Origin of the sequence: Polaribacter sargassicola, assembly GCF_021991835.1 — a bacterium.
Taxonomy (GTDB): Bacteria; Bacteroidota; Bacteroidia; order Flavobacteriales; family Flavobacteriaceae; genus Polaribacter; species Polaribacter sargassicola.
Genome location: NZ_JAHDAU010000003.1, coordinates 194,238 through 219,333, shown reverse-complemented (window position 1 = coordinate 219,333; position 25,096 = coordinate 194,238). Strand labels below are relative to the sequence as shown.

Annotated in this window: 20 protein-coding genes; 14 read left to right on the top strand and 6 right to left on the bottom strand. The window is 28.6% G+C overall.

Annotation, left to right across the window (positions count from 1 at the left end):
- Position 1: 1 nt before the first annotated feature.
- From mraY to KI686_RS06795, 9 genes are all read left to right on the top strand, one after another.
- Positions 2–1,228, top strand: a complete 1,227-nt coding sequence (mraY, locus tag KI686_RS06835; RefSeq protein ID WP_237588525.1) for a phospho-N-acetylmuramoyl-pentapeptide-transferase — start codon at positions 2–4, stop codon at positions 1,226–1,228.
- Positions 1,229–2,566, top strand: coding sequence for a UDP-N-acetylmuramoyl-L-alanine--D-glutamate ligase (murD, locus tag KI686_RS06830; RefSeq protein ID WP_237588524.1), 1,338 nt, complete (start codon positions 1,229–1,231; stop codon positions 2,564–2,566).
- A 33-nt stretch (positions 2,567–2,599) separates the two neighbouring features.
- The gene (locus KI686_RS06825; protein WP_237588523.1) at positions 2,600–3,784 is read left to right on the top strand and encodes an FtsW/RodA/SpoVE family cell cycle protein; all 1,185 of its coding nucleotides are present in this window, start codon (positions 2,600–2,602) and stop codon (positions 3,782–3,784) included.
- Positions 3,768–4,859 (top strand): undecaprenyldiphospho-muramoylpentapeptide beta-N-acetylglucosaminyltransferase, encoded by a 1,092-nt coding sequence (gene murG / locus KI686_RS06820; protein ID WP_237588522.1) that lies wholly within the window; start codon positions 3,768–3,770, stop codon positions 4,857–4,859. The genes KI686_RS06825 and murG overlap by 17 nt, the downstream gene beginning before the upstream one ends.
- The gene (gene murC, locus KI686_RS06815) at positions 4,859–6,211 is read left to right on the top strand and encodes a UDP-N-acetylmuramate--L-alanine ligase (protein ID WP_237588521.1); all 1,353 of its coding nucleotides are present in this window, start codon (positions 4,859–4,861) and stop codon (positions 6,209–6,211) included. Before murG ends, murC begins: the two co-directional genes overlap by 1 nt.
- Positions 6,201–6,926: a cell division protein FtsQ/DivIB gene (locus KI686_RS06810; protein ID WP_237588520.1), complete on the top strand. Its 726-nt coding sequence runs from the start codon at positions 6,201–6,203 to the stop codon at positions 6,924–6,926. Before murC ends, KI686_RS06810 begins: the two co-directional genes overlap by 11 nt.
- A 7-nt stretch (positions 6,927–6,933) precedes the next feature.
- Positions 6,934–8,289 (top strand): cell division protein FtsA, encoded by a 1,356-nt coding sequence (gene ftsA / locus KI686_RS06805; RefSeq protein ID WP_237588519.1) that lies wholly within the window; start codon positions 6,934–6,936, stop codon positions 8,287–8,289.
- 52 nt (positions 8,290–8,341) lie between these two features.
- On the top strand, positions 8,342–10,207 hold the full coding sequence (ftsZ, locus tag KI686_RS06800) for a cell division protein FtsZ (RefSeq protein WP_237588518.1): 1,866 nt from the start codon (positions 8,342–8,344) through the stop codon (positions 10,205–10,207).
- 173 nt (positions 10,208–10,380) lie between these two features.
- Positions 10,381–13,023 (top strand): T9SS type A sorting domain-containing protein, encoded by a 2,643-nt coding sequence (locus KI686_RS06795; protein ID WP_237588517.1) that lies wholly within the window; start codon positions 10,381–10,383, stop codon positions 13,021–13,023.
- A gap of 103 nt (positions 13,024–13,126) precedes the next feature.
- Here KI686_RS06795 and KI686_RS06790 read toward each other — a convergent pair whose 3' ends face one another.
- The 4 genes from KI686_RS06790 to KI686_RS06775 form a co-directional block, all read right to left on the bottom strand.
- On the bottom strand, positions 13,127–13,654 hold the full coding sequence (locus KI686_RS06790; protein ID WP_237588516.1) for a DMP19 family protein: 528 nt from the start codon (positions 13,652–13,654) through the stop codon (positions 13,127–13,129).
- A gap of 115 nt (positions 13,655–13,769) precedes the next feature.
- The gene (locus KI686_RS06785; RefSeq protein WP_237588515.1) at positions 13,770–14,633 is read right to left on the bottom strand and encodes a sigma-70 family RNA polymerase sigma factor; all 864 of its coding nucleotides are present in this window, start codon (positions 14,631–14,633) and stop codon (positions 13,770–13,772) included.
- 215 nt (positions 14,634–14,848) lie between these two features.
- A complete protein-coding gene (locus KI686_RS06780) occupies positions 14,849–15,526 on the bottom strand; it encodes a response regulator transcription factor (protein ID WP_237588514.1) in 678 nt (225 codons plus the stop codon).
- Positions 15,519–17,084 (bottom strand): sensor histidine kinase, encoded by a 1,566-nt coding sequence (locus tag KI686_RS06775; RefSeq protein WP_237588513.1) that lies wholly within the window; start codon positions 17,082–17,084, stop codon positions 15,519–15,521. Before KI686_RS06775 ends, KI686_RS06780 begins: the two co-directional genes overlap by 8 nt.
- Positions 17,085–17,201: 117 nt before the next feature.
- Between KI686_RS06775 and KI686_RS06770 the strand changes: the two genes are divergently transcribed.
- The 5 genes from KI686_RS06770 to gldA all read left to right on the top strand — a co-directional run bounded on the left by KI686_RS06770 (position 17,202) and on the right by gldA (position 23,091).
- Positions 17,202–17,570 (top strand): hypothetical protein, encoded by a 369-nt coding sequence (locus KI686_RS06770; protein ID WP_237588512.1) that lies wholly within the window; start codon positions 17,202–17,204, stop codon positions 17,568–17,570.
- Positions 17,560–18,378, top strand: a complete 819-nt coding sequence (locus KI686_RS06765) for a GLPGLI family protein (protein ID WP_237588511.1) — start codon at positions 17,560–17,562, stop codon at positions 18,376–18,378. The genes KI686_RS06770 and KI686_RS06765 overlap by 11 nt, the downstream gene beginning before the upstream one ends.
- Before the next feature lie 84 nt (positions 18,379–18,462).
- Positions 18,463–19,308 carry a GLPGLI family protein gene (locus tag KI686_RS06760; RefSeq protein WP_237588510.1) on the top strand — a complete coding sequence of 282 codons (846 nt, stop codon included), beginning with the start codon at positions 18,463–18,465 and terminating at the stop codon, positions 19,306–19,308.
- A 27-nt stretch (positions 19,309–19,335) separates the two neighbouring features.
- Entirely contained in the window at positions 19,336–22,068 is a 2,733-nt protein-coding gene (locus tag KI686_RS06755) for a carboxypeptidase-like regulatory domain-containing protein (protein WP_237588509.1), read from the top strand.
- A gap of 126 nt (positions 22,069–22,194) precedes the next feature.
- A complete protein-coding gene (gldA, locus tag KI686_RS06750) occupies positions 22,195–23,091 on the top strand; it encodes a gliding motility-associated ABC transporter ATP-binding subunit GldA (protein ID WP_237588508.1) in 897 nt (298 codons plus the stop codon).
- 11 nt (positions 23,092–23,102) lie between these two features.
- Here the strand turns inward: gldA and KI686_RS06745 are convergent, their stop codons facing one another.
- Positions 23,103–23,756, bottom strand: a complete 654-nt coding sequence (locus tag KI686_RS06745; RefSeq protein WP_237588507.1) for an HAD family hydrolase — start codon at positions 23,754–23,756, stop codon at positions 23,103–23,105.
- Complete coding sequence (locus KI686_RS06740; protein WP_237588506.1) at positions 23,756–25,069, bottom strand: D-arabinono-1,4-lactone oxidase; 1,314 nt, start codon at positions 25,067–25,069, stop codon at positions 23,756–23,758. Before KI686_RS06740 ends, KI686_RS06745 begins: the two co-directional genes overlap by 1 nt.
- Between the last annotated feature and the right edge of the window lie 27 nt (positions 25,070–25,096).

The following is a 25,096-nucleotide window of genomic DNA, read 5'->3' as shown; positions in this document are numbered from 1 at the left end:
AATGTTGTATTATTTATTTGAGTATTTAAAAAGTCAAACTCACTTTCCTGGTTTAGGATTGTTTCAGTTTATTACGTTTAGAGCTGGAGCTGCATTTATTTTATCATTATTGATATCAACAATTTTTGGTAGAAGAATTATTGATTTTTTAAGAAAACAACAAGTTGGAGAAACTGTTAGAGATTTAGGTTTAGAAGGACAAAAGCAAAAATCTGGTACACCAACAATGGGTGGAATAATTATTATTCTTTCAACTTTAGTACCTGTGTTTTTATTAGCAAAGTTAGATAATGTATATATAGTACTGCTTTTAATTACTACCATTTGGATGGGGTTAATTGGTTTTATAGATGACTATATAAAAGTTTTTAAAAAAGATAAAGAAGGTTTAAAAGGGAAATTTAAAGTTCTTGGTCAGGTTGGTTTAGGTATTATCGTAGGTTCTATGTTGTATTTTAATGATGGAGTTACTATGAAAGATCAGTTACCTAAAGAGCAGCAAGTTGTAAATGAAAATGGACGAAAAATAGTTTTTGGTGATGCTCATAAATCAACAAAAACAACAATTCCTTTTTTTAAAAATAATGAATTAGAGTATTCTAAAGCTTTAAGTTTTTTAGGAGAAGGTTATGAAAAATATGGTTGGATTGTTTTTATTTTGGTTACTGTTTTTATAGTAACAGGAATCTCAAACGGAGCAAATTTAACAGACGGTATAGATGGTTTAGCAGCAGGTACATCTGCAATTATGGTGGTAACATTGGCAATTTTCGCTTGGGTTTCTGGTAATATTATTTTTGCAGATTATTTAGATGTGATGTACATACCAAATTCTGGAGAAATGACTGTTTTTATCTTGGCTTTTGCAGGTGCGTTAATAGGTTTTCTATGGTACAATACATTTCCGGCCCAAGTTTTTATGGGAGATACAGGTAGTTTAACAATCGGAGGAATTATAGCAGTTATAGCAATTGCAATTAGAAAAGAATTGTTATTGCCAATTTTAGCAGGAGTTTTTGTGGTTGAAAATCTATCGGTAATTATGCAAGTTTCTTGGTTTAAATATACAAAGAAGAAGTTTGGAGCAGGAAGAAGGATTTTTAAAATGTCGCCATTACATCATCATTATCAAAAGTTAGATTATCATGAAAGTAAGATTGTAGTTCGTTTTTGGATTATAGGAATTTTATTAGCTGTATTTACAATTGTTACTCTTAAATTAAGATAAATGAAAAGGTTGGTAATTCTTGGTGGAGGCGAAAGTGGCGTTGGAACTGCTATTTTAGGAAAGCAGAAAGGTTACGATGTGTTTGTTTCTGATAAAGGAGAAATATTAAAAAAATATAAAGAAGTTCTTTTAAATAGTAAAATAGATTTTGAGGAGAAAAATCATACTAAAAGCAAAATTTTAAATGCTGATGTAGTAATGAAAAGTCCTGGAATTCCAGATAAAGTATCTTTAATTAAAGAGATAAAAGAAAAAGGAGTTCCTGTTATTTCAGAAATTGAATTTGCATCAGAATATACAAATGCAACTATTGTTGGTGTTACGGGATCAAACGGTAAAACAACAACAACATTGTTAACGCATTATATTTTAAATAAAGCAGGTTTAAATGTTGCTGTTGCAGGTAATATTGGTGATAGTTTTGCAAAACAAATTGGAGAAAAATCTTATGAAAATTATGTTTTAGAATTAAGTAGTTTTCAGTTAGATGGAATTATAACATTTGCGCCGCATATTGCAATTATAACCAATATTACGCCAGATCATTTAGATAGATATGAGTATGATTTTAATAAGTATATAGAATCAAAATTTAGAATAACAAAAAATCAAAAAGAAACCGATTTTTTAATTGTTGATGCAGATGATGATGCAATAATTAATTGGTTAAAAAACAATAAAACAAAAGCAAAAATAGTTCCGTTTTCGATTGAAAGAAAATTAGAATTTGGAGCATTTTTAGAAAATAATAATATTATAATTAATATAAATAACGACAAAATTACGATGCCAATATCAGCTTTATCATTAAAAGGAAAACACAATACTAAAAACGCTATGGCTGCAACAATGGCCTCTCAACTATTAAAAGTAAGAAGGCAAACAATAAAAGAAAGTTTAGAGGATTTTGAAGGTGTAGAGCATAGATTAGAAAATGTAGCAAAAATAAGAGAAGTAGAATACATTAATGATTCTAAAGCAACCAATGTTAATGCAACTTTTTATGCTTTAGAGTGCATGGATAAAACTACCATTTGGATTGTAGGAGGTGTAGATAAAGGAAATGATTATAATGATTTATTGCCTTTAGTAAGAGAAAAAGTAAAAGCAATTGTTTGTTTAGGTATAGATAATGATAAAATAAAAAATGTTTTCGAAAATGTTGTAGATATTATTGTAGAAACAGCAGGAGCAGAAGAAGCTGTAAAAGTTTCTCAAAAATTAGCAGAAAAAGGAGAAACTGTTTTGTTATCGCCAGCTTGTGCAAGTTTTGATTTATTTGATAATTATGAAGATAGAGGACGTCAATTTAAAAATGCAGTAAGAAACCTACAATAAAAAAAGAATAAAAACTAGTTTAATAACGTAGAAATGAAAACCATTTTTCAACATATAAAAGGAGATAAAACAATTTGGGCAATATTTGCCATTTTGTCTATATTTTCGTTTATGCCTGTTTATAGTGCAAGTACAAATTTAGTGTATGTTGTTGGTTCTGGTTCTACTTTAGGTTATTTGGCAAAGCATATTTTTCATTTAATAATGGGATTTCTTATTATTTATGGAGTTCATAAAATACCTTACAGATACTTTTCTGGTGGATCTGTGTTAATGTTGCCTGTAATTATAATTTTATTAGTTTTTACAATGGCACAAGGTACTACCATTGGTGGTGCAAATGCTAGTAGATGGATTAGAATAGGTGGTTTGGGTTTTCAAACATCTACTTTGGCAGGTTTGGTATTAATGGTTTACGTGGCAAGATATTTGGCAAAAAATAAAGAAGGTAAAATAAATTTTAAAGAAAGTTTATGGCAATTATGGTTGCCAGTATTTGCTGTTTTGGTATTGATTTTACCAGCAAATTTTTCTACAACAGCCATCATTTTTATGATGATTTTGGTTTTATCTTTTATTGGTGGTTATCCTATAAAGCAAATAGGCGTTATTTTAGGAGCAGGTATTGTTGCGCTTTTAATATTTATATTATTTGCAAAAGCTTTTCCGGATATAATGCCAAATAGAGTACAAACTTGGGAAAGTAGGATAGGTAGTTTTTTTGAAGATGAAAGTGGAGATTCTTATCAAGTAGAAAAAGCAAAAATAGCAATTGCAAAAGGAGGAACATTAGGTGTAGGACCAGGAAAAAGTGTACAAAAAAACTTTTTACCACAATCAACCTCAGATTTTATTTATGCAATTATTGTAGAAGAATATGGTTTAGTTGGTGGTTTTGTAATAGTGTGTATTTATTTTTTATTGTTGTTTAGAATTTTTGTTGTTGTAAGAAAAACAACAACAATCTTTGGAGTTCTACTGGTGTTAGGTGTAGGTATTCCTATTGTTTTTCAAGCAACAATAAATATGGCTGTAGCAACAAATTTATTTCCGGTAACAGGGCAAACTTTACCGTTAATTAGTAGTGGTGGTACTTCTATTTGGATGACGTGTTTTGCTTTAGGAATGATTTTAAGTGTAAGTGCATCAAAAGAAGAAACAGAAGAAGATATTTTAGATGATAACCCTTTAGACATACTTCATGAAACAGTCGATTAACATACTAATTTCAGGCGGAGGAACAGGAGGGCATATTTATCCTGCAATAGCAATTGCTAACGAGATAAAATTACGTTATCCGGAAGCTAATTTTTTGTTTGTAGGTGCAAAAGATAAAATGGAAATGGAAAAAGTTCCGCAAGCGGGATATAAAATTAAAGGTTTGTGGATTTCTGGCATTCAAAGAAAATTAACAATAGATAATTTGTCTTTTCCGTTTAAGTTGATGAGTAGTTTGCGAGAAGCAAAAAGAATAATTAAAGAATTTAAGCCCGATGTAGCAATTGGTACGGGTGGGTTTGCAAGTGGGCCAACTTTAATAATGGCGAATAAAAAAGGATTTCCTACGTTAATACAAGAACAGAATTCTTTTCCAGGAATTACCAATAAATTATTAGGTAAAAAAGCTCATAAAATCTGTGTTGCTTATGATAATTTAGAACGTTTTTTTCCTGTTGAAAAAATTGTTAAAACAGGAAACCCTGTTCGTCAAGATTTATTAACAATTGACACAAAGAGAAAAGAAGGAAAAGAGTTTTTTAAGTTAGATAAAACTAAGAAAACTGTACTCATTTTAGGAGGAAGTTTAGGAGCAAGAAAAATAAATCAATTAGTAGAAAATAATTTAAATTTCTTTAAAAGTAAAGAAGTGCAAATTGTTTGGCAATGTGGTAAGTTTTATTTTGATGAGTATAAAAAATACAATGAGTTAGATAATGTGCAAGTGCATCAGTTTTTAAATAGAATGGATTTAGCTTATGCAGCATCAGATATTATAATTTCTAGAGCGGGCGCAAGTTCTGTATCAGAATTATGTATAGTAGGTAAACCTGTAATTTTTATTCCTTCTCCTAATGTTGCAGAAGATCATCAAACAAAAAATGCAAAATCAATTGCAGATAAAGAGGGAGCAATTTTATTAAAAGAAACAGAATTAGAAACATTTTCTTCTGTATTTAAAGAACTGATAAAAGATGATAAAAGACAGCAACAGTTGTCTAAAAATATTAAAGAATTAGCGTTGCCAAGTGCAACAATAGATATTGTTAATGAAGTAGAAAAATTATTAAAGTAGTGAATTTAAAGAATATACATAACGTCTATTTTGTCGGTATTGGAGGCATTGGTATGAGTGCAATTGCTCGTTACTTTGTTTCTAATGGAAAAAATGTGGCTGGTTATGATAAAAATTCAACACAAATTACTCAAGATTTAGAAAATTTGGGAGTTCAAATTCACTTTAAAGATGCTTTAAAAAATGTGCCGATTTCATTTTTAGAAAAAAAGGATACATTGGTGGTTTATACGCCAGCAATTTCTAAGGAAAATATAGAGTTAAATTATTTTTTAGATAATAATTTTACAGTTTTAAAAAGGGCAGAGATTTTAGGTAAAATAACAGAAAGCACATTCTGTTTAGCAGTTGCAGGTACGCACGGTAAAACAACAACATCTTCTATTTTGGGTCATATTATGACGGAAGTAAAAGCAACTTCTTTTTTAGGCGGAATTGCAGAAAATTACAATTCAAATTTAATATTAGGTGAAGATAAGGTAAGTGTAGTAGAGGCAGATGAGTTTGATAGATCTTTCTTAAAACTGAGTCCTAATATTGCTTGTGTAACTTCTATGGATGCAGATCATTTAGATATTTATGGAAATGCAGAAGCTTTAAAAGAGTCTTTTGTAGAGTTTTCTAAAAAAGTATCTAATACGTTAGTTGTTGCAAAAGGTTTGCCTTTAAAAGGATTAACTTATGCAATTAATGATGATGCAGATTATAAAGCCTATAACTTAAGAATTGTAAGAGGTAAATATATTTTTGATGTTAAAACACCTTCATCAGAAATTAAAGATATAGAATTTCTTTTGCCAGGTCATCATAATGTAATGAATGCTTTGGCTGCATTATCACTTGCAGATATTTATGGCATATCATTAGAAAAAATTAAAGAAAGTTTGGCTGTTTTTAAAGGAGTAAAACGTAGATTTTCATATAAGATAAAAACAGAAAATTTTGTTTTAATTGATGATTATGCACATCATCCAACAGAAATTAATGCCGTAGAAGCTTCTGTTAGAGAAATGTATCCTAACAAAGAAATATTAGTTGTATTTCAACCTCATTTATTTAGTAGAACTAGAGATTTTATTGATAGTTTTGCAGATTCGTTATCTAAGTTTGATGAGGTTTTGTTACTAGATATTTACCCTGCAAGAGAAGAGCCAATTAAGGGGGTAAACTCAGAATGGTTGTTAAGTAAAATTTATAACGATAAGAAAAAAATAATTAAAAAAAATAATATAATAGAAGAGATAAAAAAATCTGATGCAGAAGTAGTGGTAATGTTAGGAGCAGGAGATATTGGAGCTGTAATTAATGATGTAACAAAAGAACTTTTAAAAACAATAGCAAATGAAATTTAAAAAGTTTTTAAAATACATACTATTTTTTTTACTAATTATTAGTTTAAGCTTTTTATGTAGTTTTTCTTCAAAAAGAAATTATAATAAAAAAGTAAAAGAAGTTGTTGTAGAATTTGATGCAGGAGATAATAATTTTTTAACTCATGCTATGGTTAATAAATTGTTAATACAAAATGATTCAACAGTTAAAAATCAAACTAAATCTGTTATAAATTTACACGATTTAGAAAAGAAAGTCTCTAAGAATCCGTTTGTTAAGAGTGCAGCAGTGTTTTTAACAATAAATGGAGTCTTAAAATCTACCATAAAACAACGTACCCCAATAGCTAGAGTTATTAACAATGATAATTCTTACTATGTTGATAAAGAAGGAGTAAGTTTTCCTTTGTCAGATAATTTTACAGCAAGAGTTATGTTGGTTTTTGGAGTTGAAAGTGATGACGATATTAAAGAGGTATTGCCTTTTTTATCGATTGTTTATAACGATAAATTTTTAAAAGAAGAAGTTATTGGTATAGAAAGAAAGAGTAATGGAGAATATCAACTTTCTGTAAGAAGTGGAGATTACAAAATAGACTTTGGTAAGTTAACAGAAATAGATGTTAAAATTAAAAAGTTAAAAGCGTTTTATAATACAGTATTTGAAGATAAAACGATTAAAGATTATAAAAGAATAAATGTAAAATATCACAACCAAGTTGTGTGTACAAAATAAATCAAAAATGGAGAACAATAAAATAGCAGTTGGTTTAGATATTGGTACAACCAAAATTGTTGCCATGATTGGTCGTAAAAATGAATACGATAAAATTGAGGTTGTTGGTATAGGTAAAGCTAAAAGTTTAGGTGTAAAAAGAGGTGTTGTAAGCAATATAACACAAACAATTCAATCTATACAACAATCTGTAGATGAAGCGGAAAGTGTTTCTGGTTTAAAGATTGATGAAGTTGTTGTTGGTATAGCTGGGCAACACATTAGAAGTTTACATCATAGTGATTATATTACAAGAAGCCATGCCGATGAGGTAATTGATGACTCTGATATAGAAGATTTGGTAAATCAGGTGCATAAACTAGTAATGTTACCAGGAGAAGAAATTATTCATGTTTTACCGCAAGAATACAAAGTAGATTCTCAGGCAGATATTAAAGAGCCTATAGGGATGTATGGTGGTCGTTTAGAAGCCAATTTTCATGTAGTTGTTGGGCAAGTTTCATCAATAAGAAATATAGGTAGATGTGTAAAAAGTGCTGGTTTAGGTTTAAATGAAATTACATTAGAGCCATTAGCATCAGCATCTGCTGTTTTAAGCCAAGAAGAAAAAGAAGCTGGTGTTGCTTTAATAGATATAGGTGGTGGAACTACGGATTTAGCTATTTTTAAAGATGGTATTATTAGACATACAGCAGTAATTCCTTTTGGAGGAAATGTAATTACAGATGATATTAAAGAAGGTTGTTCTATTATAGAAAAACAAGCAGAATTGTTAAAAATTAAGTTTGGTTCTGCATGGCCAGGAGAAAATAAAGAAACAGAAATAGTTTCTATACCAGGGTTAAGAGGTAGAGAGCCTAAAGAGATTACACTTAAAAACTTATCTAAAATTATACATGCTAGAGTTCAAGAAATTATTGAGCATGTGTATCTAGAGATAAAAAATTATGGACACGAAACTGCAAAAGGAAAATTAATTGCAGGTATTGTTTTAACAGGTGGTGGTGCACAATTAAAACATTTACGCCAACTGGTAGAATATATTACGGGTATGGATGCTAGAATAGGTTATCCTAATGAGCATTTGGCAGGAGATTCTGATGACGCTTTATCAAGTCCATCTTACGCAACAGCAGTAGGTTTGTTAATGGAAGGTTTGGAGAAAAAAGATAAAGAAGTTGAAACAATTGTAGAAGAAAAAGAAGTTGTTGAAGAAGAGGTTTTTAAGCCAGAAGAAAAAACAATTGAAATTGAAGAAGAGCCTGTTAAGGCAGAAGAGCCTAAACCAAAATTAAAAAAGAAAAAGTCTTTTTTAGAAAAATTTACAGAATCTTTAAAAGATTTTTTAGATAACGCAGAATAAAAAAGAAAAAGTAAAAAATAAATTAGAAACATTAAACAATAGATACGTTATTATGAGCGCAGAATTTGATAACATTTCATTTGACATGCCAAAAACACAATCTAATACAATTAAAGTAATTGGTGTTGGTGGTGGAGGTAGCAATGCAGTAAACCACATGTTTACACAACAAATAAAAGGAGTAGACTTTGTAATTTGTAATACAGATGCTCAAGCTTTAGAAAATAGCCCTATTCCCAATAAAATTCAGTTAGGTGTTAATTTAACTTCAGGTTTAGGTGCAGGAGCTAACCCAGAGATTGGTGCAAAGGCAGCTAAAGAAAGTTTACAAGAGATTCAGCAAATGTTAAATACCCAAACAAAAATGGTATTTATTACTGCTGGTATGGGAGGTGGAACAGGTACTGGAGCTGCGCCAATTATAGCAAAAATTGCAAAAGATATGGAGATCCTTACTGTAGGTATTGTAACCATGCCTTTTCAGTTTGAAGGAAGAAGACGTTCTAAACAAGCTCAAATAGGAATCGATCAACTGCGCCAAAATGTAGATTCTTTAATTGTAATTAATAATAACAAACTTCGTGAAGTTTATGGAAATCTTGGTTTTAAAGCAGGGTTTTCTAAAGCAGACGAAGTATTATCTACTGCATCTAGAGGAATTGCAGAAGTTATAACACATCACTATAAACAAAATATAGATTTACATGATGCTAAAACAGTGCTTTCTAATAGTGGTACTGCAATTATGGGTTCTGCAAAAGAAGAAGGTACAAATAGAGCAAAAACAGCCATAGAAAAAGCATTAGATTCTCCATTGTTAAATGATAATAAAATTACCGGAGCTAAAAATGTGTTGTTATTAATTGTGTCAGGTACAAATGAAGTTACACTTGATGAAATTGGAGAAATCAATGATTACATTCAAGATGAAGCTGGTTATGATGCCAACATTATTATGGGTATTGGTGAAGATGAAAGTATAGGTGAAGCTATTTCGGTAACTATCGTTGCAACTGGTTTTGCTGCAGATCAACAAAATACAATTACTAATACAGAAGTAAAGAAAATTGTACATACTTTAGAAGACGAACAAAAGGCAACTTATGATTTTGGAGAAAAAACAATAAGTAACGAGCCTGCTTCAAATGAGCCTATTTCTAAAGAAGTGCCGCAAAAAGTGGTACATGTTTTAGAAGAGGAAGAAGAAGTAGCGCCTAAGCCAACACAAATAACTAATCAGGTTATAGAAACACAAGTAGTTCCAGAAGAAATTACTTTAGATATCGTTTCTGAAGATGATTTTATTATTAATGATGTAACTCCTGTTGTAGAAGAAGTTATTGAAGAAGAACCTAAAGAAGTTCAAGAAAAATTGTTGTTTGATTTACCTTTAACATCAAAAAGACAGGTAAAACCGATACAAGAAACACCTAAGGTTAATGTAAATGAAATTGAGGTTTCTGGAGTAGAAGAAATTACATTTGAAAGAAAGACAGTAGAAAAACGTTATGTTTTAGAAGAATTTGATGCTAAACCAACTATTGGTAAAAGTTCTGTTATTGTTGATGATAAAGAAGATAAAGATGAGATTAAATTTGAATTAAAAACAAAAACAACAGAATCTCATGATAATTTTGAAGTAAGTAGTGAAGAAGTGTCTCCGTTAGATTTAACAATAAACGAGCTTCAAAGAAGAGCAGAAGAGAGACGTAAAAAGATGAAAGGTTTCAATTATAAGTTTAACGATCAAATGAGTAAAAATATAGATGAAATAGAGCGTCAACCAGCTTATAAAAGATTAGGTATAGATTTAAATACAAATGGGCCTATTAGTAGCAATAAAACATCTATTCAAAAAGACACAGATGAATTAAATTTAAAATCTAATAATTCATTTTTACATGATAATGTAGATTAGAATTAATAAAATACTTTCAAACAAAAAAACTTCTTCTTTTAACGAAGGAGTTTTTTTTTGTTTAAAAATTAATCATTTTAAGATTACATTTCATCTATAGATTTGTGTTAGTAATCTAATTTTGTTATATTTAGAGACGTTAAGAAATTATCTTTGACAAAAAAACAGAAAAAATGATAACAAAATTACATCCCCTCAAAACAAAATTATTCTCAGTTTTATGTATAATTTTAAGTTTATCGATTTATGCGCAAAGCGAGCCTTTTAATTGTGATTATAATGCATATTTATTTCAAAGAAATGATGTTTATGCATTAGATTTAGCTTCAGGAAGCTCGTATTTAGTGGCCGAAAATATTACATCAACCAATATAAACGCAGCAGGTTACAATTCTGTTGATGGTTATATTTGGGGTTCTTTACAGTCTAGTAAAAATATTGTTAGAATAGGTAAAGACTTTCAAGTAGAAGTTATTACAATTAATGAATTATCTACAAAAAATAGATATGTAGGAGATGTAAGTGTTGATGGAATCTATTATGCAAAAGCAGGATCTTCAAGTACATTTTATAAAATAGATTTAGACCCAAGTTCAGATACATATACAGAAGTTTTAAGTACTAATGAGTTGTCTAAAAGTATTAATATTCATGATTGGGCTTTTAATGCTGTAGACGGACATTTATATACTGTAGAAAAGAGTACAAATAAGTTATATAGAATAGACTCTGAAACGAGTGTAATTACAGATTTAGGAGAAGTACCAATTTTATCTGGTTTTAGATATACATACGGAGCTGTTTATTTTGATGCTTCTGGACGTTTTTATGTATCAGCAAATGAAACAGGAACCGTTTATGTAATTCAAAATGTACAAGATTTAACAGCAGGCAGTACAATGGATTCTAATCTTTTTGCTTTTGGTCCTTCTAGTAGCTCTAACGATGGTGCAAGATGTCCTTCTGCTCCTGTGCCGCAAGAAGACTGCTCAAATGGTTTAGATGATGATGGTGATGGTTTAACAGATTGTGATGATCCTGCTTGTTCTGGTGTTGCATCTTGTCCTGTTATTACGCCAGAGGTTTCTAGTGGAAGCGATGGAGGTTTAGAAAGTAACGATAGACTTTCACAAAAAATCAATCAAAGAAATTATTTAAGAATTAAAGAAAACTATAAGTTTGATAAATTTTCAGCAAAAAAAGTTATTAAGTCAGAAAATTATAAGAAAACATCTGCTAAAACTACAAGTTTTGAATTAAAAGATTTAATTCCTTTAGGTGTAATCTCAGAAACAGAAACGGTAGAATCATCACCATTAGATTTATTAAACATAACTAATGCTACAGAGTTATATTCTGTTGATTATTTAAAAGGTTCAGAAACTGTAGCTGTAGTATTAGCAACAAAAACAGAAAACGGTGTTTATGAACATACTAAGTTTATTTGCGATAGATTATTAGGTGCAAAATTATTATCTGTTTCTACAATAGAGCTATTTCAAGAAGATTCTGAAGAAGGAGAAGGAGAAGAAGAAGGGGTTCATTTTATTAAATCTATAATAGAAAATAGCAACGGATCTAAAGAATTTGTATTAAGTTTTTCTGGTAGATTAACTGATGATGAAGAAAACTTTGTAATTGATAGTCATTGGAATATTGATAAATATCAAGAAGGAGCTACTTATTATAACTTTCAAATTTGGGCTAGTAGTATAGATGATTTGTTAGCTTTAGGTCAAGAAGCTCTAACATTATTCGATATTCAAAAACCTATTACAGAGTATGCAACTTCTACTCCTCCACCATTATTTGTAAAAAGAGGAGAGTACAAAAACGGAGCTTTAGAATTAGAGTTAATAAATGTAAGAAGAGGTACTAGTGCTGTAATTGATGCAGGGTTTAAAAGAACTGAAACTTCAGAAACAGAATACTTTAACGAAACTATACAATTAACAGGTAGTTACATAGAAAATCTAGTGATTGAAACAGGTAATATTTTTGATATCGGTTTTAGAATAGAAAATGAGTACAATTTAACTCCAGATGATTTATTTATGTCTGATGGTGTTTGGGGTAAAGATGATTCTCCAGAAGGAACAACAGTTACAGATTTCTCTATTACTCAGAATGATGAAATTTATACAGGAAGTGGTTATAGAGTAGAAAGAAATATAGCTCTAAAAGCAACAACAAGCGAATATGTTTCTGCTTTTAGGTCTTTTACTCCAAGATTTACAGCGGTTGATTTATCTGAATTCGATATTTTAGAGTTTGATGCTAACGGAATAGGAGATGTAGAAATTACAATTGTAAAAGAAAGTATTGATGCATGGGAAAATCAGTTTAGAACTACAATTACATTAAATGAGAATGAAACTCATTATGCGGTTCCTTTAGATCATTTTGCATCTGCTATTGCTGATGATATTGATTTAACTGATGCAGTAAGTATGGTGTTTACAATGTCTTCGGATGGAGTAGAGGTAGTTTCTAGAGAATTAAATTTAAGAGATATATTGTTTACTCAGAGTGTTTTAAGTGTAAATGATGAAATAATTGAAGAGAATAAAACAATGATATATCCAAACCCGATGAGTTCTACATCAGAAATTAGTTTTTATTCAGAAATTAATACTACTACAGAAATAGAAGTGTATTCTTTAACAGGAGCAAGAATTAGAAAATTTGAAGTTAATACAGAAATAGGTAATAATAAGATTCAATTAAAGAGAGAAGGATTAAAATCTGGACTGTATTTTATTAAAATATCTAATGATTACAGAGATTATGATACTAATAAATTGATAATAAATTAAAAGATTGTAATTACATAAAAAATCAAGATAAGAAAAGCCATCAATAGTAATGATGGCTTTTCTTTTTTTACCTATTTATTCATCTAAATGTAGGTTAAAAACATTATTTTTTAAAATCAGATTTGTTTTTAATAACAAATACAATTAATAGTTCGGTTAAATTATCTTGATACTCATAAAATTCCGAATTGTATTTACTCCAGTTATCTTCTGCATTTTTTTTAATCAGTTCTAATTGATTTTGTCTTTTAGTTCTGTCTTTTGTAACAATTTCCTCTTTAAATTCTGAGTTCGCTTTTTTTACAATTTCAGCCGTTTTTTTAGCTCCAATTTCTAACAAAGCATTTACAGTTTCTAGACAAAAATCTCCACTAGAATTAAAATAAAATTGATTAAATCCTCCATTATTTATTTCGCGTTCTAAATTTTCTACGAAAAGAAAAGTTTGTTGAGAGGAGTTTAATTTTTCAATCTTTTCTCCATATTCAGATTTTTTATTCAAATAGGAGTCAATTTTCATAACAATCATATCTCTTTTTTCCATTCTTAAAACGGTCTCTAAATCAAATTCTGATTGAGCATTTATATTGCTAAAAAATAATGACGATATAAATAATAACAGTTTTTTCAAAAGTATGATTTAGAGTATAAAAAATTATGTTGTAAAGTAAAGAACAAAAAAACTCTCGAATTTTATTTCGAGAGTTTTTAATATGATAATTAATTACGATAATTTATTGTTTCTATTATCCTAAATACGTCATTAAAATTTTAGATCTAGAAGTGTGTTTTAGTCTTCTAATTGCTTTTTCTTTAATTTGACGAACACGTTCTCTAGTTAAATCAAAAGTTTCTCCAATTTCTTCTAAAGTCATTGGTTGGTGTTCACCTAAACCAAAGTATAATTTTACAACATCTGCCTCTCTAGGAGTTAGTGTTTCTAAGGCTCTATTAATTTCTATTCTTAAAGACTCATGTAATAAAACTCTATCTGGGTTTGGAGACTCTCCAGAGTTTAATACGTCGTATAAGTTAGAGTTTTCACCCTCAATTAAAGGAGCATCCATAGATACGTGACGACCAGAATTTTTCATAGATTCTTTTACGTCATTAACAGTCATGTCTAATTTCTTAGCAATTTCTTCCGGACTTGGAGGTCTTTCATTTTCTTGCTCTAAGAAAGCATACATTTTGTTAATTTTATTGATAGAACCAATTTTGTTTAACGGTAAACGTACAATTCTAGATTGTTCTGCTAAAGCTTGTAATATAGATTGACGAATCCACCAAACAGCATAAGATATAAATTTAAAACCTCTTGTTTCATCAAAACGTTTTGCAGCTTTAATTAAACCTAAGTTACCTTCGTTAATTAAATCTGGTAATGTTAATCCTTGATTTTGGTATTGTTTTGCTACAGAGACAACAAACCTTAAGTTGGCTTTAGTTAATTTTTCTAAAGCTCTTTGGTCTCCTGCTTTAATAAGTTGAGCTAATTCCACTTCTTCATCAGCAGTAATTAAGTCTACTTTTCCTATCTCTTGTAAATATTTATCTAACGATGCAGTTTCTCTATTGGTAACCTGCTTGGTAATTTTAAGTTGTCTCATCTAATTCTCTATAACTTTTTTAAGCATTAATATAATCGCTACAACTTATTATACGTTAGAGTCTAAGTTTTTGTTACAAAAAAGAATATAAATTTTTAAAAAAAGAATAAATTTAACATATTTTATCTTTATAAATAGAAGTTACTTTTGTCTTTTTGTTTGATTTTTAATTAGTTATCTTTTTAAAGAATGATGTTTTTTAATAGATAAAAAAACTAGCAAATTAGTTTATAACCATAACCTCTTACGTTAATAATCTTAACATTAGCATCGTTTTTTAGTTTCTTTCTTAGTTTACTTATAAAAACATCCATGCTTCTGGCATTAAAAAAATCATCATTTCCCCATAATTTATTCAATATAAAAGTTCGGTCTAAAACTTCATTTTTCTTTTTGTGTAAATGCAGTAATAATTCTGCTTCTCTACTTGTAAGTTGTTGTTTTACATCTAAAAAAGTTAAAGTTTGTTTGGTGTAATTAAAAAGATAATTACCAATTTTAATAGCGTCTGTTTGTGGTTTTATTTCAATTCTATTTAATAAAGACTTAATTCTAACAATTAATTCTTCCATAGAAAAAGGTTTTTTTAGGTAATCATTTCCTCCGTTATTAAAACCTTCTAAAACATCAGAAGTTTGCGATTTTGCAGTTAAAAAAATAATAGGAATTTCTTTGTTCTCTTGCCGGATTTCTTTGGCAAGTGTAAAGCCATCTTTTTTAGGCATCATAACATCTAAAACTAAAATATCTACATTTTCTTTTTGATAAATATCTAAAGCTTCTTCGCCATTTTCAGCATGAAAAACAGTAAAGTTTCTAGTTTCTAAACTTTCTTTTACAATCATTCCTAAACTAGCTTCGTCTTCTGCTAAAAGTATTTTTATGTTATTCATTAGGAATATTTATTTTAAAAATAGTATTGTTTTTTGTTGATGATAAAGAGATGTTACCTAAGTGTTTTTCAATTATTTTTTTACAATAATACAAGCCTATCCCAAAACCTTTTACATTATGTGTATTGCCTTTTGGTACTCTATAAAATTTATCAAAAATCTTTTCTTGTTGATTTTGAAGAATTCCTTTTCCGTTATCTGCAACAGTAATTTCTGTAAAGTCTAAAATAGCATTTATATTAATTTCTATTTTATTTCCGCCATATTTTATTGCGTTGTCAATTAAATTAGAAATTACGTTTTCAAAATGAAAAGCATCAACGTTAACATAAACAGGTTTTAAGTTGGTAGAAAATATTAATTCTTTTCCGTTAGACAATAATTGATGTTTTAAAACTAATTTTTTTATTAGCTCTGTAATATCAATAGTTTCTTTTTTTAAGATTAATTGCTCACTATCTAGTGTTGCTGTTTCTAACAGTTTTTCTACCATTTGATGTAGTTTTTTTAATTGAATAGAAGACATAGAAAGGTATTTTTTTGTTTTTTCTTTATCATCTAAAACATTAAAGTTTTCAATGGCTTCTATAGCTGTAGAAACCGTTGCTATTGGTGTTTTAAACTCATGCGTAATATTACTAATTAAATCGTTTTTTATGGTTGCTAAATCTTTTTGTTGATTGATTATTTTTAGCAAATAAAACAAAGAGGAAATAATTAAAATTGATAGTAAAAGTGATAATAAAATACCAAAAGAACTTCGTTTTAGAGCTTCTAAATTTGGGTTGATAAAAAGTAATTTAAATGCTTCATTCTTTTTTAAATAGGTAGATTTTGATGAAATACTTCTTACTGGTTTTTTAATAAAAAAAGTATCTTTAGAGGTGTAAAAAATGGTATCACTTTTAAAATGCTGAAATGTATAATCAATAGAGATTTCTTTTTGTTTTAATTGGTTTGTAATTAAAGAGTCTAATTGATTGTATTCTACAAAATTAGATGTAATAGAAACTACAATAGGTTTTAAATTATCTATTAGTTTTAAACTATCTGCAGCTTTTTGACCCATAAAATACTTTAATTCATCTTTTCTATTAAATGTATTATTTTTAAAAACTTGAACACTTTTTATGTTTTTTGGATTAATTTCTTTTGTTAATTCTTTAAAAATAGAATCTGTTTTTTTTGCATCATTTTTATCATCTGTAGTAATAGCAATATTGGTAATTTCAAATTTTGGTTTTACAGAAGTGTCTTTTTTAATAAGCGATTTTATTTTTTGAAAATTTCTAGAATTTTTAAAAATAGAATCAAATTTTATTTTTTTATTCGTTTTACCCTTAATTCTATTATAATCAATAATAGTAGTTACTTCATCTTTAGCTAATTTGGCATAATACTCTTCTATTGCATTATCTAAACTTAGTTGAACTTCATTAGAAATTCTAATTTTATTTTCTTCGTAATTTTTATAATTCCAATAGAATTGTACTGCAATTGTTGCAACAATTGTAGCGGTAATTAAGTAGAAAATCCATTTATACTTTTTGGTATTCATAAGTCAAATATAATCAGTAAAAATTATATAATCAGTCGGTTAACACTCGTTAACACTTGTTAACTAAGTAATAGTTATTTAAAACCCATTTTTGTAATGAATTTAAAATTAATTATTATGAGTAAGCTAATCTTAATTATTTGTTTTTTTACTTCGTTGCTTGTCTTTTCTCAAAAAAGTGCACCAAAAGCAGCGTATGTTAATGTAACCGGTTTTAGTATTAAAGTAGATTCTGAAGAAGAATTAGCAACAATTAATTGGGACGATATAAAAAGTATATTTAAAGATAATGATCCAGAAAGTAATGTTTCTTTAGAGTTTAAAGTAAAAACCAAAGAAACTAAAGATAAAAAACTTAAGTTTAAGGTAGATTACAGTTTTAAATCTGTTGGTAAAGCAAAAGCTATAGATACTTTAATTGTAAGAATGAAAAAAGGAATAAACTATATTAATAAAATAACTAAAAAATCAAACCATGAAAACTAAACTACTTACACTACTAATTTTATGTTTATCTGTTTTTGTAAGCGCCCAAGAGTTTATAGGAAAAGCTATTTATAAGACGAGTAGAAAATCTAATTTTAAAATTGATGGAGCAAAATCTAACATGTCAGAGAGTCAAATAAAAGAGATTGAAGAAAGAATGCGCAAAATGAATCAAAAGACATTTATTTTAGAGTTCGATAAATCTACATCAATTTACAAGCAAGAAGCAAAATTAAATGTTCCACAGCCAAAAAAAGGCGGAATTACTATGTTTGGTGGTAACAGTACAGATGTTTATTATAAAGATATTAAAGAAAAAAAGTTTGTTAATAAAACAAACATTATGGGTAAAGGGTTTTTAATAAAAGATGTTTTACCAAAATACAATTGGCAACTAACTGCAGAAACAAAACATATTGGTAATTATACTTGTTATAAAGCTACAATATCTAAAGAAGTAGATAAAAAAAGTATGGAGGTTGTAGATGGTAAATTAGAAAATGTTACCAAAAAAGTAACTGTACTTACAACCGCATGGTACACAACACAAATACCAGTTAGCAATGGGCCAAGTACCTATTATGGCTTACCAGGTTTAATTTTAGAAATAAATGATGGTACAACAACTATGGTTTGTACAGAAATAATTTTAAATCCTACGGATGAAATTAAAATTGAAGCACCAGAAAAAGGTAAGGTTGTAAACCAAGAAGAATACAACAAAATAAGTGCTCAAAAAGAAAAAGAAATGTTAGAGCGTTTTAGAAGTAGAGATGGTAAAGGAATAAATATTACCATACAAGGTTAAAAAAAAATGAATTTAGATTAAACTTTTCTGTTTTATAAAAGTCTTAGGTAATATCAATCAGTATTAAAAAAATAAACAGAACACATGAAATCAATTTTTACATTCATTTTAGCATTTGCTTCTTTTGTTACAATTGCTCAACAAGACTTTCAAGGTAAAGCTACTTACATGTCTAAAACAAGCATAGATCTAAATAACTTTGCAAGAGGAGGAGAACAATTGTCTGAAGCTAGAAAGAAACAAATTCAAGAAAGAATGAAATCTCAGTTAGAGAAAACATTTATTTTAGACTTTGATAAAACATCTTCACTATATAAAGAAGATGCAAAATTAGATGCACCAACAACTGGTGGTGGAGGAAGAGGTCCTAGATTTGGTGGTTTTTCTACAGGAGGAACAAAATATAAAAACACTAAAGACAAAGTAGCTTTAGAATCTACAGAATTTTTTGGTAAAAAGTTTTTAATTTCTGACGAAATGGAGCAACCACAATGGGAGCTAGGTGCAGAAACAAAACAAATAGGTAACTATTTATGCTATAAGGCAACTTTAGTAAAAGATGCTAACCCTTTAGATTTTTCTAATTTTAGAAGACCAGGTAATAATGATGATAAAAAAGAAGAAGAAAAAGAAGTAAAACAAATTGTAGTTACTGCTTGGTATACACCACAAATACCAGTAAGTACAGGTCCTGGAGAATACTGGGGTTTACCAGGTTTAATTTTAGAAATTAGTGAAGGTAATACAACAATTTTATGTACAGAAATTGTTTTAAATCCATCAGAAAAAGCATCTATAGAAGCGCCAACAAAAGGTAAAAAAATTACTAGAGAAAAATACACAGAAACTGTTACTAAAAAAATGGAAGAATTAAGACAAAACTTTCAGAACAGAGGTAGAGGTGGTAACCGTGGTGGTGGACGTTTCTAAAAATAAAAAATAAATATAATTCAACTAATGAAAAAAATATTACTACTAACCATTTTTATGGTTTCACTTTGTGCTACTGCACAAGTAAAATTAACAGGTGTTGTTAAAGATAGTATTGGTGAACCTTTAGAAATGGCAAATGTATTAGCTATTAATAAAGTAACTAATAAAATGGCCTCTTATGGTTTTACAGATGCAAATGGTTACTATAAATTAAATGTAGAAAAAAACGCTTCTATAATTTTAAAAATTAGTTATGTTGGTATGATTCCAGCAGAATTTAATATAGAAACAAAATCTGAAGACATAACTAATAATGTTATGTTGGCTTATGATAATGCTTTAGAAGGAATAAATATTGTATCTAAAATGCCAGTTACGGTAAAAGGAGATACAATTGTTTATAACGCAGATTCTTTTCAGAATGGTACAGAAAGAAAATTAGAAGATGTTATAAAGAAACTACCTGGTGTAGAAATTAATGATGATGGAGAAATTGAAGTAGAAGGAAACACGGTAGAAAAAATAATGATTGATGGTAAAGATTTCTTTGATGGAGATACAAAACTAGCAACAAAAAATATACCTTCTAATGCTTTAGATAAAATTGAAGTTTTAAGAAATTATGCAGATGTAAGTCAGTTAAGCGGTGTGCAAAATAACCAAGACAGAGTTGCTATTAACATCAAACTAAAAGAGGGTAAAAAGAATTTTTGGTTTGGAGAAGTAACTGCAGGAGGAGGTAGTGCACCAGATGAAGCTTTATATTTGTTTCAACCAAAATTATTCTACTATTCACCAAAATATACAATTAACGTAATTGGAGATGTAAATAATATTGGAGAAGTAGTTTTAGATAGAAGTGATATTAGAAATTTTAGTGGTGGTTTTAGAAGCCAGAGTCCTTCTAACGGAACAAACTTAAGTTTAGCAGATGCAGGTATTGGTTTTTTAACAGCAAATGCAAGAAATGCAAATAGAATAGAAACTAAATTAAGTGCAATAAACTTTAGTTACTCACCAACTACAAAATTAGATTTAAGTGGATTCTTAATTTTTTCTAGTAATAGTAACGGACAAAAAAATTCATCAATTATAGATTACGTAGATGAAGCTACGCCAGATGAAAACAAAGTAAGTACAACAGATCAAACAAGTAATACAGGTTTGTTTAAGTTTAGTGCTAACTACAAGCAAAACGCTAGAAAACAATATAATTACGATCTTATTGGTCGTTTTTCAAATGAGTTTAGAACAGATGAAGTAGAGTCTAATGTGTTAAATAATATTTCTGAAGATGAAAGATCAACACCTTATAAAATCAATCAGAATTTTAGTTATTTCTATACAGCAAACGAAAAAAATATCTTTGCATTAGAAGCACAGCACTTATTACAAGACGAAGATCCTTTTTATGTAGCTGCTTTAGAAAAAGATAGTTTTGTTGATGAAGCAGAAACGTTAGGTTTAGATCCAGAGCCAACTTCAACAAATTTACTTTATACATTAGAGCAAGATAGACGTGTAAAATCTAATCAGTTAGATGTAAAATTAGATTACTATAATATTTTAAATGATAAAAGTAACTTAAACTTTGTGGTTGGTACAATACAAAGTAAGCAAAATTTTGATTCTAGATTTTTTCAAATTTTAGATGACGGAAGTGAGCATACACCAACACCAACTATTCCTGGTAATGATGATCCGCAAACAATTAACGATACAGAATATACTTTTTCTGATATTTATGGAGGATTAAGATATCGTTTAAAAGCTGGTATTTTTACAATTACACCAGGTTTTACAGTGCATGCTTATAATGTGAAAAACACACAATATCAAACAGAAATTTTTGAAGATCAATTTCAAAAAGTATTTCCAGAATTTTCTTTGATAGCACAGTTTAAACAAAGCGAAAGTTTACGTTTTTCTTATAAACAAGAAGTTAACTTTACAGACGTTAATCAGTTAGCAAGAGGTATTGTAGCCAATAGTTATGATTCTTTTTATTATGGTAATGAGGCGTTAATGAATGCACAATTACATAATGTTAATTTAAATTACTCTAGTTTTAATTTATTTAATTATACCAATGTTTTTGCAAGAATTAACTATAGAAAAACAATGGATCAAATTAACTCTAACGTAATTTATGAAGATGGTTCTGTAGTATCTAGTAGTACTTCTTTAAATTCTCCTTTCGATAATGAGAGTTTAACAGCATCTGGTAGAGTTGGTAAAACATTTAATAAAATTAAAACTTCTTTAGGTGCTAATTATAGTTTTAGTAAAACGTATCAATTTATAAACTCTTTAGAAAATACAAACGAATTATTTTCGCAAAGTTATACAGCAAGTGTAAGTACTAATTTTACTAAAGCACCAAATCTTTCTTTGGGTTATAGTTTAAGGTTATCAGATCAAGACAACAGTTCTAGAGATGCTATTGTAAAAGGTGTTACAAATGCGCCTTCTGTAAGTTTTGATGCTTATGTTTGGAACTCTTTAACAATACGTTCAGATTTTTCTTATAATGAAGTAAAACAAGATGGAGTTGTTGCCAATTCTTATAAAATATTAGATGCAACATTTGCTTATAGAAAAGATAAAGATGCAAAATGGGAATATGAGTTAGTAGGTAGTAACCTATTAGCAACAGGTTCTACAGCGTCTGTAAATACAAGTAATCTTGCTTTTTCTATTAACGAAACTTTTATTTTACCAAGATTTATAAGTCTTAGAGTTCGTTATCAATTATAATATTTTACTTTATTATATAATTTAAAATGGCTCTTTTTAGAGCCATTTTTTTTGTAAAAAAATTAATTTTAAAAACTAATTTCCGCATCGTTTCGTTATCAATATAAATCATATTACATTTGTAAAATGTCTATAAAAGTATCCTTAGTTTCTAAAAATTATAAAGATCAAAAAGCGTTAAACGAAGTATCGTTTTCTGCCGATAAAGGTCAGATTATTGGTTTTTTAGGTCCAAACGGAGCTGGAAAATCAACAATGATGAAAATCTTAACAGGTTTTATCAAACCAAACTCTGGAGATGTTTTTGTTGATGAAATTAATGTTTTACTCAATCCATTAAAAGCACAAATTACAATAGGTTATTTACCAGAACATAACCCTTTGTATACAGATATGTATGTTAAAGAGTATTTGCAGTTTAGAGCTTCAATTTATAAAGTTGATAAACAACAAATACAAACTTGTATAGAAAAAGTAGGATTAACTGCAGAAGCTCATAAAAAAATACATCAATTATCTAAAGGATACCAGCAAAGAGTTGGTTTGGCTGCTGCTATTTTACACAATCCATCTGTTTTAATTTTAGATGAACCAACAACAGGTTTAGATCCTAATCAATTGGTAGAAATACGTGAGTTAATTAAAGATTTAGGTAAAGACAAAACAGTGCTTTTTTCTACACATATTATGCAAGAAGTAGAGGCGGTTTGCGATAGAGTAATTATTATTAAAAAAGGTGAATTGTTAGTTGATAAAAAACTTTCTGAATTGAAAGAAAATAACCAACAAACTATAATTGTTACTTTTGATTATAAGATTGAAGAGCAATTTATTAATAGATTACCAAACATAGTTTCATACAAGAATAATTACGACAATACTTGGTACATTACTTTTGAGAGTGATAAAGATATGCGACCTGTAATTTTTGATTTTGCACAAGAAAACGGTTTAAAAATTCTTAGTTTAAATACAGAAAATAAGAATTTAGAAACTCTTTTTAGAGAAGTAACATCAGCTTAAAAAAAAAGATTTTATTTATTGGTTAAGTATTTATAAGCTTCTAAAACTGTAGGAAATGCAAGAATACTACCAACAGCTTTTAGTTCTTCTACAGAATAATTTGTTGTAATTCCAATAGGTTGCATTCCTGCCAATTTTGCAGCATTTGTACCTGTTAAGCTATCTTCAAAAACCCAAATTTCTTTAAAATCTTCTTCTTTAAAACCTAAAGCTTTTGCTAAAGATATATAAGCTTCTGGGTCTGGTTTTGGCTTTGCATAATCTTGCAATCCAAAAACGGTAGTAAAGTTTAAATCTAAATGATGAATACTGTTTTTTAAAAACTGTTTTGTAGCGTTACTTGCAATACCGTAAGGTATTTTCTCTTCGGATAAAAATTGGGTAATTTCACGTATACCAGGTAATAATTTAGGCACTGTAAAGTATTTATCTAAATGTTCATCTTTTAAATGATATAAATCTTCGGTTTTCTCTTTTTTACCGATTACACTACAAAAATATTCTGCTATTATCATTGGCGATTTTCCAGAAAGGCTTTTAGGAAAAGGAGCAATTTCTGTATTAAACAATTCTTTAAAGGCAGAAGCCCAAGCCGAATTATGACTTTCTTTACTATCTACAATTACACCATCAAAATCGAATAAAAATCCTTTAGGTAACTCCATTAATTATTTGTTTTTTCGTTGAATATTTCTGTTAAATACGGATTTAAAAATTTGTTAGTTGGGTCTAATTTTCTTCTTAAAGTTTTAAAATCTTCCCACTTGTCATATATTTTAGAAAACTCTGCATCTTTAGCCATAAATCTTTTTGCCCAATGTGGTTTTCCACCGTATTTTAAAAAGATGTTTTCTATTGTTTTAAAAGCTTCATAAGTATCTGCAGTTGCTGCATTTCTAGAAACACACCCCATTGTTACAACCTCTTTTTTGTAAGCGTAGCTTAACCAAGAATTATCACTATATACAAAACGAATATCCATAGGAATATGAATAAAAGATTTGTTAGACCATTTATTAATTTCAGTTTTCAGCTCTTCAAAAACTTTCGGAAAATCGTCTAAACCAATTGTCCATTCTGCTAATTCTAATGTAGAACCTCTAGATTTTGTAACTGTTGCTTGGTATAAAGAACCTTTGTGTTCTTTTGTTCCGCTAAAAAAACCTTGATATAAAATTTTGTTTGCAATTGATGTAAGCCAAGGAAAAATATGTGTGTATTTATATAGAATTTTAGAAGCTTTTCTTCTATGTTTTAAAAATGATGAACCTAAATCTTCATTAATTTCTGTTTCAGGATTTATTTTATCACCAGTAATCACATATCCTTTATCTGTATGTGGAATCCATAAAATTCTTAAAAAATCGTGTTTTTTTAAACGTTCTTTAATTTTTGGTAACCATTCATTATCGTTTTCTGGCCCTTCTTTTACATGTAAAGTATAAATAGATTCACATTTAAAAGTAATGGTTGATAAAACGCCCAAAACCCCTAAAGAAACTCTAACAGCATTTATTAAATCGTCTTTTTCTGTGATTTCTTTTAAAGAACCATCAGCTAAAATAAGATTACATTTTGTAATATATTCAGATAATAATTTACCACTTGTGCCATGTGTTCCTGTAGCTAAAGCACCACCAATTGTAATCGTATTTATATCTGGCAAACAAGGTATACACCAACCTTTTGCTTCTACAGCTTCTATTAAATCACCTAAAATAATACCAGACTGAACTGTAATTGTTTTTTCAGCATCATTATAAGATAAAATTTTGTTGTACGATTTTATATCAACTAAAGTTGCTGCTCCAGATGCAATGTCTGCAGAAGATTGCTTATTACCAAAAATCCTTATTTTTTCTGAATTTTTTACAATTTCTTGTAATTCTTCTTCAGTAGAAATAGTATAAAGAGACTTGTAGTTATAAGTTATATTTTCATTCCAGCTTAACCAAACTCCGTTTTTGTTTTGTTTCATGTATTTTTAAAAATATTAAACAAAAGT